This is a genomic window from Pseudomonas sp. A34-9 (assembly GCF_029543085.1).
Classification (GTDB): domain Bacteria; phylum Pseudomonadota; class Gammaproteobacteria; order Pseudomonadales; family Pseudomonadaceae; genus Aquipseudomonas.
Map to the genome: position 1 here is coordinate 3,488,928 of NZ_CP119967.1, position 14,670 is coordinate 3,503,597.

The following is a 14,670-nucleotide window of genomic DNA, read 5'->3' on the forward strand; positions in this document are numbered from 1 at the left end:
AACCGCCAGCCGCAGCACCCGAAGCAACGGATATTCCCCCAAAACCCCAAGAGCATGGTCGGCCCAAAGGCCGCCACGCCCAAAGCAACCAAACCAAATCACAGGGAAAAGACAAATCCCCGACAAATTTTCTACATTTTTTCTTTCATGATTTGTCGTGCTGATACGTCTTGTTTAGAGAGAGCAAAAAAACCTTTCCCGATCAGGCTCTGAAAAGGAGTAATCGCATGTACAACTCGCAACTACCAACGGACGGTAGCCAGGCCCCCAAAGGAGTTTCCATGAGCCCCCACGCGAGCGATTTCGGGCAGCGCGTCGAGCGTCACGGCAACGAACGCATCCGTTTGCTGCTGAAAAGTTTCGGGCTGCGCACCAGCCTGATTCGTCTGAAAGTCATTGATGCCCTACTGGTCGCAGCACAAAGCGAGCGGCGTCTGGGCGTGCGCGGCGTCCACAGTCAATTGCTGGACCTGGATATTCCGCTGTCCTTCCTCAGTGTGCGCGAAGTGCTGAAGCGTCTGTGCGCCGAAGGGGTGATCACCTTCAATGAAGACAAGAGCTACAGCCTGCATCCACAGGCTGCGGCCGTCCTCAACAACGATTGAAGCGTGCGGCAAACGCCGTCAAGGCTTGACCTTGCGGCGCATGACGCCGTTGATCACCACCACAATCACCGCCACACCGATGGCGACGAACTGGAAGGTCTTCTCCGAAATCATTCCGGCATTTTGCAGCCAGGACAGGCCAAGCATGATGGCCAGGACCGACACGGCGATCAGAATCGAATAAATCAAGCGTTGCTTGTGGGTCATTACGGCTTCCTGAAACGTTGAAAATGTATCCGGTTTGTATCCGTTTGCATGCCATGCACATACCGTTCTACGGGGATGCGCCGCGGCAATCGGGGTCTCATGTTACAGCCGATGAAGAGTTTTGGCTTCATGACGGCGTAACCATGAGGAATTTTCAAAATGCTGCGTCGAATCACCTGGCTGATTCCCGTTCTTGCCCTGCTGACCCTGAGTGGCTGCATCATCTTCCCCCACGGCGGCTGGCATGGCGATCACCACCGTTATTACCAGGGTGGCCCTGGTTATTACCAACATCGCTAGAACAGGATTGTTCGCCCTGCCCGCTTGCCCATGAACAGATTGAGGCAGGAAATCAACAAGCCCGATCAACTTCAAACAAAGCCCGCCCTGTTGCGGGCTTTTCTGTTTTTTGCCGACGACTTCTGCCGCGCATTTGAAATTCGCCTGCTACGCAAAGCGGACTGACTAAACAAGTTGCAAGCATTTGAAATCTAATGTCGCAGCAAAAGAATAGGTCGCATCAGCCTCTGCAACTAGTCTCTGGCAACTTTCTTCTACTCTCTAAATGGGACGTTTATGCAGAGAACACTTATAAGAATCGGGCCGCGACAAGTACTCGGGTTTTGTTTGGCACTCAGCGCTTTTGAACTTCTGACGTATATGGCAAGTGACTTGATCATGCCAGCCATGTTGGCCGTGACAACAGAACTTCAGGCCGATGTACGACATGTTCCCAACGCGTTCAATCTGTATCTGATTGGCGGAGTCTGTCTGCAATGGCTGATTGGGCCGCTGTCCGATCAATGGGGCCGGCGGCGGGTACTGTTGGTCGGCTGCGCATTGTTTGCGGTGGCCTGCGCAAGTGCATTTGCCACCCAGAGCATTGAAACCTTCAATCTGCTGCGACTGCTGCAAGGCATGGGCCTGGGTTTCGTGGTCGCGGTCAGTTATCCCGCCCTTCAGGAAGTATTCTGCGAGGCCGATGCGGTGCGCTTGATGGCGCTGCTCGGCAATATCGCCCTGCTTTCACCGCTGATGGGGCCGCTACTGGGCATTGTCTTGTTGAAATGGCTGTCTTGGCGCGAACTGTTTCTGGGCCTCGGTTTCGCCGCAGCAATGGTCTGGCTGGGGCTTTGCGTCTGCATGCCGGAAACGGTCGGGGTCACTCGCCGCGATGGGCAAGTACAGGCCGCCGTACGGTTTTCCTGGCGCCAGACCGGTCAACGCTACCGAGCCCTCTTGAGTAATCGTCGCTTCCTCGCTGCCAGTCTCGCACTGGGGTTCATGAGCCTGCCGCTGATTGCCTGGATCGGCCTGGCACCGTTGCTGTTGATCCAGTTGCTCGGGCTGACGCCGCTGGAATATGCCTTGTGGCAGATTCCGGTTTTTTCCGCCGTTATCACCGGCAATCTGATCCTCGACCGCTTGCTGGTTATGCATTCTTTGTCGCGGTTGATCCGATTGGCGCTCTGGCCTTTTTGTCTGGGCCTTGGGGCGTTGATTGCCTGTGCGCTGGCCGGTGCTGGACTGGGCGCAGTGGTTGCCAGTCTGGCGCTGTACGCGGTCGGACTGGGCATGAGCAACGCTGCGCTGTATCGGCTGGCGCTGTTTGCTAGCGACGACAGCAAGGGGTTGGTCTCGGCGCTGGCCGGCATGATTTCGATTGCTGTGATGGGGCTCGGCGGCTCACTGATTGCCGCCATCGGCGGTGGCGCCCGCCTCGAACTCTTCGCACTCTGCGCTGCCTTCAGCGGCCTGATGTGCCTGCCCCTGTTGCACGGTTTGTTGCAACGCAGACCTCCCGACTGTGCCTCTGCTCAATAAAGGAATATTGAATGAATCACTTCCCCGCCAGCGATGCGCTTTGCGCATTGCCACACCCCTATTGCCCGGATTCCGTGCCAGCCGGCCTGCTCGATCAGGCCATGACCGAGATCAGTCGTTTTCATTGCCAGCACACTCCCGGCTACGAACATTGGCTGAACGCCAACGGCCTCGATGTGCAGGATCTGGACAGCCTCGATGACTGGTCCCGGTTACCGCCGATTCTGGCCAATTTTTTCAAGCAGCAACTGTTGCTCAGCTCCACCGGGGAAAATGCCCTGGAACTGACATCGTCCGGCACCAGCGGGCAAAAAAGCCGCATGCGCTATGACTCGCGCAGTCTGTCGGCCGCGCAGTTCATGGTCGAGCGAATCTTTAGTCATTACGGTTGGCATTGCGCGGATACGCCGTGCAACTACCTGCTACTGAGCTACGAACCGCAGGGAGCGATCACACTGGGGACGTCCTACACCGATCAATTCCTCTGCCGCTTTGCGCCCGTCAATCGCGTTGTCTACGCCTTGCGCTGCAACGGCGATGGCCACCAGTTCGACGTGTTCGGGGTCATCGCGGCCCTGCAAGCGTTCGCTGAAGAAGGCCTGCCCGTGCGCATTTTCGGCTTCCCGGCGTTTCTTTGGCAGACCTTGCAGCAGATGCAGGCCACCGGCGTGCCTGCACTGAAACTGCCGAGTGATTCACTGGTGTTTTTCGGCGGTGGCTGGAAAACCCTCGCCAGCGAGGAAATTCCAAAACAACAACTGTATGGGCGCATCGCCCGGCAACTGGGCATTGAAGTGTCGCGGTGCCGCGACGGTTACGGCGCGGTCGAGCACGCGGTGCCCTACATCGAATGTGCCCGGCATCATTTTCATGTCCCCGTTTACGCAAGGGCTTACGTGCGCAATCCGCAGGACTTTGCCATCCAGCCTTACGGTCAGCAAGGCTTGTTGGGATTCGTCTCGCCCTACATCTCGTCCAGCCCGGCGCACGCGGTGGTGATGAGCGATCTGGCGACGCTGCATCCCGGGTCGAGTTGTGATTGCGGCCTCGCCAGTGACTGGTTCGAACTGCACGGTCGCGCGGGCACTACGGCCGGTAGAAGCTGTGCGATGGCCGCGTCCGAATTGCTGGGGGGGCACTGAAATGTACCTGATCAACGGAGAACTGCACGCAGACGTCGATCTCGACAACGCACTGGCGCTGCTGCATCAAGCCTTGCCGCAACACCTGAATACGCCGCTAGACAGCGCTACCGTACTGACTGCCGCCGCACATTTTGCCCAGCAATTGCACAGCGCCGAGCTGCCGCTGGACGATGAGCAACGCCAGGCTCTGATCGACTTCTGTCAGCCTCACGCCTTGCAACGCAAGCTTGCGCGCGAACTCGGCGATCAGGCTGAATCGCTGCGACGTATCGATTATCAGCAATCGCGCTTTGAGCGCTGGAGTCCGCTGGGCCTGGTGCTCCACGTCACGCCGGCCAACTCACCGCTGCTGGCGTGCTGCGCGATGATTGAAAGTCTCTTGGCCGGCAACATCAACTGGCTCCGGCCCAGCAGCAGTGACCCAGGCCTGACGGCGCGCCTGCTGCACACCCTGGTGCAAGGCGACCCCAGCGGCAAGTTGCGCCATTACGTCGCGGTGTTACCAGTGGCGACAGCGCAGATCGGCCGTTTGTGCAAAATGGCCAACGGCGTTTCGGCGTGGGGTGGCGAAGCGGCGCTGCACGCGATCCGCCAACAGTTGCCGCCCGGATGTCGCTGGATCGACTGGGGGCACCGCATCAGTTTTGCCTACCTGACGCCGCAAGCGGCCTCGGCAAAGGCACTCGACGCGCTGGTCGATGAGGTCTGCCGACTGGATCAGCAAGCCTGCTCCAGCCCGCAATGGTTGTTGGTCGACAGCGACGATCCCGCCGTTTTACAAGCAATCGGCAGCGAATTGGCCAAGGCGTTCGAGCGCCGCGCCGGGCAATGGCCGGCACTGATCCCGACGGCTCAGGAGGCCAGCGAAATCACTGCCCGCACCCTGATGACGCGTCTGAGCAAGAGTTTTTCCGAGGTGACGGCGCAGGTCTGGAGCGCACCGGGATGGCGGGTGATCTGGAGCCATGATCAGTCGCTTGCGCCCTCGCCGCTGTTTCGCACGGTATTGCTCAAACCTCTGCCGCGTGCGCGACTTACACAAAACCTGCTGCCCTGGCGCAACGTTTTACAGAGCTGTGCACTGATGTGCAGCGAAGCGCAGATCGGTGCATTGTCGCGAACATTGATTGCCGCCGGCGTCAGCCGAATTGCGCCCATTGAGGCAATCCATGATGGCTACGAGGGCGAACCTCACGACGGCGTCTATGCGCTGCAACGTCTGAGCCGGCGGGTGTCGGTCAGCGTCGCCCCGACGCAGTTGCCTACCCACGTGAGCCTCGACCAGCCACCTTGCAAGCCGACGCTGGCGGGCCTGGCGATTACCGACAAAGAAGCGTTTATCGCGCGACCGACGACAGCCGCGGCGCAATTGTTTTTCCGCTCTGGCGGCAGCAGCGGCACACCGGCGCTGGCGGGATACAGCTACGACGATTTTCAACGGCAAATGCGCGCGACGGCCGACGGCTTGTTTGCGGCGGGTCTCGATCCGAGCCGCGACAAAGTGATGAACCTGTTCTTCAGTGGCGGTTTGTACGGCGGCTTCTTCAGTTTTGCCAAAGTCCTGGAAACGCTGGGTGCCAGCCACCTGCCAATGGGTGCTCCCGCCGACGATGACTACCGCGATATCGCACAAGTCATCATCGAGCAACAGGTCACCGTACTGATCGGCATGCCCAGCACCCTGCATCGCTTGTTCCTCAACGAACAGCAACGTCTGAGCCGTTATGGCGCCGTCAAAAAAGTCTTTCTCGGCGGTGAACACATCAGTGATCAGTGCCGCGAACTGTTGCAGCGCTGTGGCGTTGCCAGCATCCGCTCGGCGGTGTACGGCAGTGTCGATGCCGGCCCCTTCGGGCATGCCTGCGCCGCGACCGGCGACGGTGTGTTTCATCTGATGGACGCGATCCAGCATCTGGAAATCGTTGCGCTGGAGGAGGACGTGCCTGTCGTTGGCAATGAAGTCGGCCGTTTACTGTTCACCTCCACAGCCCGCGAAGGTCAGCAGGTACAGCGTTATGACGTCGGCGACACGGGGCGCTGGGTGCCCGGCGATTGCGCGTGCGGGCTGAGTTCCCCGCGTTTCGAGCTGCTGCAACGGCACGGCAGACTGCTGCGTATCGGCACCGATTTCATCTGCCTGAACGAACTCGCCAAGCACCTGCAAGCACCGTTTCAGTTGCACCTCGATCACGCCCCTGACGGCCTCGAACGCCTGCAGATTCGCAGCCCCGCTGCCCCCGCAGACATTCTCCGCCGACTGCAAGGCTACGCAACGCTGGCGACCCTCGTGCGAACCGGGCTGCTCACCGTGCAAGCGCATACCTGCGAGCCGCAACAGTTCGACAGAAACAGGCATAGCGGAAAGATACCGGCAGTGGTCGACGCTCGCCGCTAAAAGGCCAACATCGTCCATTACCAAAACAATTAAAGAGACACCATGAACACAACACTTGAACTGAACCAGTTACTCGCCTTCGCCCGCGAACACTCAACGTATTACGCCAGACATTGGCAAGACTTCGCGCCGCAGATCAGCACACTGGATGAACTTCCGCCCATTGATCCGCAACAATACTGGGCCAGCAGCGATAACTTCGAGCAATGGCCAGTACTGACTTCAACAGTCGAACGCGCACTGGTGTTCAAGACCGGTGGTACAACCAGCGCGGGTAAACTTTCGGTATTCACCCGTGAGGAATGGCAGACACTTGTGCGCGACTTCGGTCGCCATCTGGCGAGCCAACTCAATCCGGGAGACCGGGTTGCCAATCTGTTTTTTGTCGGCGATCTGTATGCCAGTTTCATCTTTATTCACGACGCCTTGGCACACGAAACGTCGGGTATTACCGAATACCCCTTCACCGGCGACGTCGACTTTACGGTGCTGGCTGACTCCATCCGCCAGCACCGGATCAATGTGCTGGCCGGCGTGCCTGCGCAATTGCTGACGTTCGCCAGCGTGCTGGAGCGCCGGGGGCAAACCCTGGCCGAGGTCGACAGCGTGCTTTACGGCGGCGAAAGCCTGTTCGCCGGGCAATTGCAGATGTTGCGCCGAGTGTTCCCCGGCGCACGGATCGCTTCCATCGGCTACGCCAGTGTCGACGCGGGGCTCATCGGCGCCACAAGCCGCGATTGTGCCTTGGGCGAACACCGCATGCTCGCCAGCCACAGCGTGCTGGAAATTATCGATGAGCACACCGGTGAAGTGATTGAAGAATGCGATCGCACCGGGCGTCTGCTGATCACCAACCTCACCCGCCGGCTGATGCCATTGATCCGTTATCCCGTGGGTGACCTCGCCTGCTGGCGAGAACCGGCCACGGCGCCCATGCGCAAGTTTGCCTTGATGGGTCGCAGCATGGGCAGTCAGCGCGTACGGGTCAGCAGCCTGACCCTGCTGATCGAAGACATCCACACAATCATTCAGCGCAACACCGTCAGCGACGACTGGCAACTGGTCATCAGCCAATCGGCAAACATCGATATCTTGTGCCTGAAATGGGTGCCCGAGGCGTTGAAACCCGAGACGACGCAGATCAGCACAGCCTTGCAAAACGGCTTGATCGAGCATTATCCGCTGATCGCGCAACTCTGCGCTGATGGCCAACTTGAGCTGCAGGTCGCCCATTGCACAGCCGATGAACTTGCTCGCCATCCGCGCTCCGGCAAACGCCAACGCGTCGTCGATCGTCGCGACTACGGCACCCCACGTCCGGAGCAACGCCCATGGACAACGTGACGCTGCGCAGCTATCGCCGCTCCGATGCCGGAGCGGTCAGCCGTCTGTTCCGGGAAACCTATGGTGACCATTACGTCCAGCCGCACGTGTATTTGCCGTTGATGATCAACCAGAACCACGGCGATGGAAGATGGCATTCACTGGTGGCGGAATCCGGCAAAAAAATCCTCGGCCACGCCACGTTGTGCCGAAATGCCGGATCACAGACTGCGGAACTGGCATTGAGCGTGGTACATCCGTCGACACGCGGGCAGAACATCGCCACCCAATTGGGCATTCGCTTATTGATCCATGCGCAAGCGCTGGGTTGCCATGGTGTGACCATCAAACAGGTGACGCAGCACGCCTATACCCAGCGCATGGCTGACCGGCTCGGCTTTTGCAGCACCGGGTTATTGCTCGACTATGTACCCTCGCCGTTTGGCGATGCACTGCCGGAGTCTATCGTCATCGGCTACACCCCTATCGATGGCTACCGCCGCCCGCTCCCGGCATTGCCATGGCCGCAAAGCTGTCGCGAACTCATGGAGCATTTGTGCGAGGTACACGGGATGCAGGAAAAAGAAGCACCCTGGGTGGGGCCGCCGATGCATGTCGAACACGCTTTCGGGCGTTATGACGTGATGCTGAAAAAACTCGATAGCGGTTTGCTCAAACAGTTACGACAACTGCCGGGGCACTGGATGATCTCGATCAGACTCAGGCTGGCAACGGGTTTCGCCAGCGCCGTGGACAGCCTCGCGGCGATGGGTTTCGTCTTCACCGGGATTGCCCCGAATGAACGTTGCGCGGGATGGCTGGCGTTGTTTCATCGCGGTTATCGGTCACGTACGCTGGAGTTGCGTTGCCCGCACATCCAGCGCCTGCATGATCAGGCGCAACAGCACGTCGCCGCACGCGCCAGCGAGGCGTCGCCGCTGTCTTGAACAAAAAGCCTGCACAGCGACCAGCCCGTTCAAGGTTGAACGGGCTACGACGGTGGGGCTCAAGCCTTGGCTTTGACGCCCTCGTCGACGGGCTTGGCGGCGTTGCCTTCACCGTAGGTTTTCAAGTTCTGCAAGACATAGATCGCTTTCTTGAATTCGGGAATCAGGTTCTTGCCGTAAGCGTTGCCATTGAGCCCATTGGCCTGGATGGCATCGAGTTGGGTGGCGAAATACTCCAGCGCATTGAATTTCGCATCGACATCTTTGGTCACGCCGAAACGGTCGAATTTGTCGCCTGCGTTCATCAACGTGAACGAAGTAATCTCGGAGATCAGCCCGCGGCCACGCAGAAACGCGCTCAGGTTACCCAGTTGTTTGACCGACACATTCGCAGGATCAAAACCCTTGATCTGCTTGCGCAAACCCTGCTTGTCCATTTCGGCGGTATTCAGCGCGTTGGGATCGTTGCCGACCATGGTCAGCATCTGCTGCACCTTGACGCTCTGCGCCACCTGTTTTTTTGCGCCGGTGTTACGAACCAGAACCCCTGCCTTGCTCTCCCAACCACCGACAATACCGATCGTCATGAGAAGACTCCCTGTGAGATGACCATAAAAATATCCGTGCCAAGCACCATTAATGGGCGCGAGTATCGGCGGGCGAACTGATGGCACCAACCTATTTCTGCACTTTTTTACAATTCTTGTACATTCTCGATACAAAAGCCAAATGCCACGCAGATCCTGCCTCAGAGCTGTCATCACCATGAAATGAAAACCGCGATTACCCACGTTCGCCTGCGCTGATCAGCGCTTGTGTATCGATGCTGATACCGACCAGTCATCGGCACCTGCACTTTTTAGGACGTGAGTACCTAAAGCTTCCCGTCGCAACGACGATACGCTGTGGATACCCGCACTGTTTTAACCCTGCCCCCTAATAAGAAACGCTGCTCAAGGACCGGTCTCCATGCCCGCATTCCGTACTATTCAGGCTCGCTACACGCTGTTTCTGGTTCTGTTTATCCTGCTGTTGTCGGTATTGACCGTGGTCGGCATCAGCCAGTTGGTCGCGCCGAAACTGCGCCATACCGAAGAACAAGTGGTGCTCAACCGCATCGCCGAAGTCGCCGAGCAGATTCAGGGCGAGTTGAACAAAGTGCAGGCGCAACAGCGCAGCATCACCCAGACCATCCCGCTGCTCGACAGCGCCGCCATCGACACGGTGCTGCCAGGCCTGGTGGATCAATACGGCGAGTTGAAGGTTTTCGGCGGCGGGATCTGGCCGCTGCCGGGGCAGCGAGAGGCCGGGCGCAATAAATTCAGTACGTTCTGGCACCGTGACGCATCGGGCAAACTGGCCGTGAACACGTTCTGGAACAGTGACGCGGCCCCCAACTATTACGACCAGAGCTGGTACAAGGGCGGCATGGCCACACCGCGTGGCCAATGCGCCTGGGCGGCGGCTTATAAGGATGATGCCAGCGCCGAGCCGCGCACCAACTGCGCCATGGCCATCCAGAAAAACGGCAGCGCCTGGGGTGTTTCGACCATCGACGTGACCCTCGGCTTCTTCAATGATCTGGTGGCGCGCAAGGAGAAAGACCTCAACGCCGAAATGCTGATCATCGAAGCCGACGGCAAGATCATCAGTAACAGCTCGCGCATCAGTGGCCCGATCGTGCTGAAAAACATCAGCGAACTGGCCGCCACGTCGACGTTCGCCAGCCAGGTAAAAAACGGCCTGCAGAACCGTGATCAAGCGCAACGCATCGAGTTCGACAACAACGGTGAAGCCAGCACCTTCTTCATGCGTCCGATTGAAGGTACGCCTTGGTTCCTCGCCACCGCCCTGCCGACAAAAATGCTCACGGCGCAGCGTGATGACGTCCTCAGCACCTTGAGCCTGTTGCAGATTCCGCTGGTGATTCTGCTGGTGCTGTTGCAGGTCTACGCGATTCGCCAATTGGTGCAGCGCATGAAAGCGTTGAAAGCCAACATCGATTTGCTGTCCAGCGGCGATGCCGACCTGACCCGCCGCATTACCATCCGCGCCGAAGATGAACTCGGGGCCATCGGTCACTCGGTCAACACCTTTATTGCCTACCTGCAAAACATGATCGGCGAAGTGACCCAGGCCACCGGCGCCATGGCGTCCAGCCTCGACAACCTGCAACGCACCTCGGCACACACCAGCCAGATTCTGCTGCGTCACGCCTCGGAAACCGATCAGACCGTTACTGCCATCACCGAGATGAGTTCGACGGCAGAAAGCGTGGCGCAGAATGCCGCCGAAACCGCCGCATTCACCCAGCGCGCCAATGAAAACGCCGACCGCTCCCGCGTGGTGGTGGGCGAAGCGACCAACAGCGTGGTGGCGCTGATCGATGAAGTGGCCAGCGCTACGCACAAAGTCGAAAACATGCAGCAGGACGCTCAGCGCATCACCGAAATCCTCGGGGTGATCGGTGCGATTGCCGGGCAGACCAACCTGTTGGCGCTCAACGCCGCGATCGAAGCAGCACGGGCCGGTGAGCAGGGCCGAGGTTTTGCCGTGGTCGCCGACGAAGTCCGCGCCCTCGCCGCACGCACCCAGGCCAGCACCTCGGAAATCAACGAGATGCTGACGCGCCTGACTCAGGGCGTGAGTTCTTCGGTCAACGCCATGGAAAACACCCAGGCCAGTTGCCAGTCCGCCGCCGACGCCACCGCCCGGGTCAATTCGGGTCTGGATGAGATGGCCGGTTCGGTCAGCCACATCAACAGCCTCAGCACCCAGATCGCCACCGCCGCCGAGCAACAAAGTGCCGTGACCGAAGAGATCAACCGCAGCATGGTGCAGATCCGTCACATGGTCGATGAACTGGTGCAGAGCGGCAAAGCCAGCGAACTGAATACTCACCAGTTGCTGGAAGCCAACAGCCGGGTGAGCGCGATCATGGGGCGTTTCAAAGTCCGCTGACTCACCCTGATCCGCTGTAGGAGCTGCCGCAGGCTGCGATCTTTTGATCTTGTCTTTTAAAAACAAAGTCAAAAGATCGCAGCCTTCGGCAGCTCCTACAGTGGGATCGCATGCAACCTGACAGATTTGTCATCTCACGCTCAGCAACCTGTCAGCCTTGATCTACGATCATCCTGGCCGCTTGTCTCGCAACAACTGGAAACATTGCGTTGAAGCCAGACAGGAAAAACCGGTCAAAATGCGTTCTTTTTGATCGTCACCCGAGCCGAGAATCCGCTATGCGTACCCACCTGCGTCTGGTCGCCCTGAGCGCCCTGTTCATTTCTTCCCTGGCGCAAGCCGCCGATCTGATCCCGATCGAAGTCCATCGTGACGCCAATTGCGGCTGCTGCAAAAAATGGATCAGCCACCTCGAAGCCAACGGTTTCAAGGTCGAAGACCACGTCGAAAGCGACATGAGCAGCTTCAAGCAACAACATGGCGTGCCGCCGCGTCTGGCGTCGTGCCACACCGCAATCATCAACGGCAAATTCGTCGAAGGCCACGTGCCGGCGGAACAGGTGTTGGCCCTGAGCAAGCGTGACGATCTGCTCGGCGTGGCCGCTCCGGGCATGCCGATGGGCTCGCCGGGCATGGAAATGGACGGCATGAGCGATGCGTATCAAGTCATCGGCCTGAAAAAGGATGGCGCTGACGTGGTGGTGGCGGATTACCCGGCCCATTGATCAGCGCCGCTTACCTCGGGTTGTTCTTTGCTGCGTTCGGTGCAGCGACCTTACTGCCGATGCAGTCCGAGGCATTGCTGGTCGGTTTGCTCATCAGCGAGCGCTACTGGCTGTGGGGTCTGCTCGCCGTGGCAACGCTGGGCAACGTACTCGGTTCGCTGGTCAACTGGTGGCTGGGCCGCGGCATCGAACGCTTTCAGGCTCGACGCTGGTTTCCGGTCGGCCCCGCGCACATGGCCCGGGCGCGCAAACATTATGAGCGTTACGGCCACTGGTCATTGCTGCTGAGTTGGTTGCCGATCATTGGCGATCCGCTGACACTGATTGCCGGCGTCATGCGTGAACCGCTCGGGCGGTTTTTGTTGATCGTCACCCTGGCCAAAGCTGCACGTTACGGTGTGCTGGCCATGCTGACGCTGGGCTGGCTGGGTTGAACGATCAGACGCGGGCATTGCCTGTGTTTAACGTCGGCATAATCCAGTCATTCCAGCATCGGCCGATTTCAAACGGAGTTTGACCTTATGTCTGTCATGTTTTCCCGTTGGCTCCCCGGTTTGCTCCTGTGCGCTGCGCTGCCCCTGTCTGCACACGCTGCCACGCCAACCGAAACAGCACCGGAAGGCCCGGCCTATGGCCCGGAACTGCAAGGTTTCGAATACCCCTACACCCTGAAACACTTCGCTTTTCAATCTCAGGGTAAGTCCCTGCAGATGGGCTACATGGATGTCGCCGCTCACGGCAAGGCCAATGGCCGCACCGTGGTGCTGATGCATGGCAAGAATTTTTGCGCAGCGACCTGGGACAGTTCGATCAAGGCCTTGAGCGAGTCCGGTTACCGCGTGATCGCGCCGGATCAGATCGGCTTCTGCACCTCCAGCAAACCTGACAACTATCAGTACAGCTTTCAACAACTGGCGACCAACACTCAGCAGTTGCTCAAAGCGCTGGGCATTCAGAAAGCCACGTTGCTCGGCCACTCCACCGGCGGCATGCTCGCCACCCGCTATGCCTTGCTATTCCCCGAGCAGGTCGAGCAACTGGCACTGGTCAACCCAATCGGTCTGGAAGACTGGAAGGCCCTCGGCGTGCCCTATCGCACGGTGGACCAGTGGTATCAGCGCGAGCTGAAAGTCAGCGCCCAAGGTATTCGCGATTACGAACGCACCACCTACTACGACGGCCGCTGGAAACCGGAATTCGACCGCTGGGTGGACATGCTCGCCGGCCTGAGCAAAGGCTCGGGCAAGACCCAGGTCGCGTGGAACTCGGCGCTGATCTACGACATGATTTTCACCCAACCGGTGTACTACGAGTTCAAGGACTTGAAGATGCCGACCCTACTGCTGATCGGCACCTCCGACACCACGGCCATCGGCAAAGATCTCGCGCCGCCAGAAGTGAAAGCGAAAATCGGCCACTATGACGTGCTCGGCAAACAAGTGGCCAAGCTCATCCCGCAGTCGACGCTGGTGGAATTTCCCGGCATGGGCCACGCGCCGCAAATGGAAGAACCGGCGCAGTTCCACAAGGCCCTGCTCGACTGGCTCAATACATCCAATTCCGTTCGTTGATGAGGTAAGGCTGATGGCGGTGCAGATTGCAGTGATCGATGACTGGCAGGACGTGGCCCGCGACGTGGTCGACTGGTCCGTGCTCGACGGCATTGGCGAAGTGACGTTCGAACATGACTACCCGACAGACCACGCCACCCTGGCCGAGCGTCTGGGCAAGTATCAGGTGATCTGCGTCATGCGCGAACGCACGCGCTTCGACGAAGACCTGCTCAAGCGTCTGCCCAAGCTGAAGTTGCTGGTCACCGGCGGCATGCGCAACGCGGCGCTGGACATGCAAGCGGCAGCGAAACTGGGCATCAAGGTGTGTGGCACCGACAGTTACAAGCATGCGGCCCCGGAGTTGACCTGGGCACTGATCATGGCTGCGACGCGCAATCTGCTGAATGAAGCCAATGCCCTGCGCAACGGCCACTGGCAGCAAGGGCTGGGCGGCGATCTGCACGGCAAGACCCTGGGCATTCTCGGCCTGGGCAGCATCGGTCAACGGGTTGCACAGTTTGGCCAGGTGTTTGGCATGCAGGTGATCGCCTGGAGCGAGAACCTTACCGCTGAACGTGCGCAACAGGCGGGCGTGACGTATGTCAGCAAGCAGGCCTTGTTCGAACAGGCGGACGTGCTGTCGGTGCATCTGGTGCTCAGCGAACGCAGTCGCGGCCTGGTCGACGCGCAAGCGTTAAGCTGGATGAAACCGACCGCGCTGCTGGTCAACACCGCGCGCGGGCCGATTGTCGATGAAGGGGCGCTGATCAAGGCCCTGCAAAAAAAGCACATCGCCGGGGCAGCCCTGGACGTGTTCGAACACGAACCGCTGCCGGCCATGCACCCGTTTCGCACACTGGACAATGTGCTGGCGACGCCGCATGTGGGGTATGTCAGTCGGCAGAACTATGAACAGTTCTTTTCCCAGATGATCGAGGATATTCAGGCCTGGTCGAGCGGTAACCCGGTTCGCCTGCTGAACTGA

Annotated in this window: 14 protein-coding genes; 12 read left to right on the forward strand and 2 right to left on the reverse strand. The window is 59.1% G+C overall.

Going from position 1 to position 14,670, the window contains the following annotated elements; genetic code table 11:
* The first annotated feature begins 227 nt into the window (after positions 1 to 227).
* Positions 228 to 605, forward strand: coding sequence for a fe2+ zn2+ uptake regulation protein (locus P3G59_RS15450; RefSeq protein ID WP_077572726.1), 378 nt, complete (start codon positions 228 to 230; stop codon positions 603 to 605).
* Between the two features lie 18 nt (positions 606 to 623).
* Here P3G59_RS15450 and P3G59_RS15455 read toward each other — a convergent pair whose 3' ends face one another.
* On the reverse strand, positions 624 to 812 hold the full coding sequence (locus tag P3G59_RS15455; RefSeq protein WP_038363103.1) for a hypothetical protein: 189 nt from the start codon (positions 810 to 812) through the stop codon (positions 624 to 626).
* A gap of 159 nt (positions 813 to 971) precedes the next feature.
* Between P3G59_RS15455 and P3G59_RS15460 the strand changes: the two genes are divergently transcribed.
* The 6 genes from P3G59_RS15460 (at position 972) to P3G59_RS15485 (ending at position 8,446) form a co-directional block, all read left to right on the forward strand.
* Positions 972 to 1,112: a hypothetical protein gene (locus tag P3G59_RS15460; RefSeq protein WP_008077622.1), complete on the forward strand. Its 141-nt coding sequence runs from the start codon at positions 972 to 974 to the stop codon at positions 1,110 to 1,112.
* A gap of 276 nt (positions 1,113 to 1,388) precedes the next feature.
* The gene (locus tag P3G59_RS15465; RefSeq protein ID WP_277757925.1) at positions 1,389 to 2,636 is read left to right on the forward strand and encodes an MFS transporter; all 1,248 of its coding nucleotides are present in this window, start codon (positions 1,389 to 1,391) and stop codon (positions 2,634 to 2,636) included.
* Between the two features lie 11 nt (positions 2,637 to 2,647).
* Positions 2,648 to 3,778, forward strand: coding sequence for an acyl-protein synthase (locus P3G59_RS15470; RefSeq protein WP_277757926.1), 1,131 nt, complete (start codon positions 2,648 to 2,650; stop codon positions 3,776 to 3,778).
* A 1-nt stretch (position 3,779) separates the two neighbouring features.
* On the forward strand, positions 3,780 to 6,176 hold the full coding sequence (locus tag P3G59_RS15475; protein WP_277757927.1) for an aldehyde dehydrogenase family protein: 2,397 nt from the start codon (positions 3,780 to 3,782) through the stop codon (positions 6,174 to 6,176).
* 42 nt (positions 6,177 to 6,218) lie between these two features.
* On the forward strand, positions 6,219 to 7,520 hold the full coding sequence (locus P3G59_RS15480) for an AMP-binding protein (RefSeq protein ID WP_277757928.1): 1,302 nt from the start codon (positions 6,219 to 6,221) through the stop codon (positions 7,518 to 7,520).
* Positions 7,508 to 8,446 (forward strand): GNAT family N-acetyltransferase, encoded by a 939-nt coding sequence (locus P3G59_RS15485; RefSeq protein ID WP_277757929.1) that lies wholly within the window; start codon positions 7,508 to 7,510, stop codon positions 8,444 to 8,446. The genes P3G59_RS15480 and P3G59_RS15485 overlap by 13 nt, the downstream gene beginning before the upstream one ends.
* Positions 8,447 to 8,505: 59 nt before the next feature.
* Here the strand turns inward: P3G59_RS15485 and P3G59_RS15490 are convergent, their stop codons facing one another.
* Positions 8,506 to 9,033: a hypothetical protein gene (locus tag P3G59_RS15490; protein WP_277757930.1), complete on the reverse strand. Its 528-nt coding sequence runs from the start codon at positions 9,031 to 9,033 to the stop codon at positions 8,506 to 8,508.
* A 382-nt stretch (positions 9,034 to 9,415) separates the two neighbouring features.
* Here P3G59_RS15490 and P3G59_RS15495 point away from each other — a divergent pair, with 382 nt between their 5' ends.
* The 5 genes from P3G59_RS15495 (at position 9,416) to P3G59_RS15515 (ending at position 14,670) form a co-directional block, all read left to right on the forward strand.
* Positions 9,416 to 11,407 (forward strand): methyl-accepting chemotaxis protein, encoded by a 1,992-nt coding sequence (locus P3G59_RS15495; protein ID WP_277757931.1) that lies wholly within the window; start codon positions 9,416 to 9,418, stop codon positions 11,405 to 11,407.
* A gap of 278 nt (positions 11,408 to 11,685) precedes the next feature.
* Positions 11,686 to 12,132, forward strand: coding sequence for a DUF411 domain-containing protein (locus tag P3G59_RS15500; RefSeq protein ID WP_077572718.1), 447 nt, complete (start codon positions 11,686 to 11,688; stop codon positions 12,130 to 12,132).
* A complete protein-coding gene (locus tag P3G59_RS15505; protein ID WP_277762164.1) occupies positions 12,132 to 12,566 on the forward strand; it encodes a YqaA family protein in 435 nt (144 codons plus the stop codon). Before P3G59_RS15500 ends, P3G59_RS15505 begins: the two co-directional genes overlap by 1 nt.
* An 87-nt stretch (positions 12,567 to 12,653) precedes the next feature.
* Positions 12,654 to 13,703 (forward strand): alpha/beta hydrolase, encoded by a 1,050-nt coding sequence (locus tag P3G59_RS15510; protein WP_277757932.1) that lies wholly within the window; start codon positions 12,654 to 12,656, stop codon positions 13,701 to 13,703.
* Positions 13,704 to 13,716: 13 nt separating this feature from the next.
* Positions 13,717 to 14,670: a D-2-hydroxyacid dehydrogenase family protein gene (locus P3G59_RS15515; RefSeq protein WP_277757933.1), complete on the forward strand. Its 954-nt coding sequence runs from the start codon at positions 13,717 to 13,719 to the stop codon at positions 14,668 to 14,670.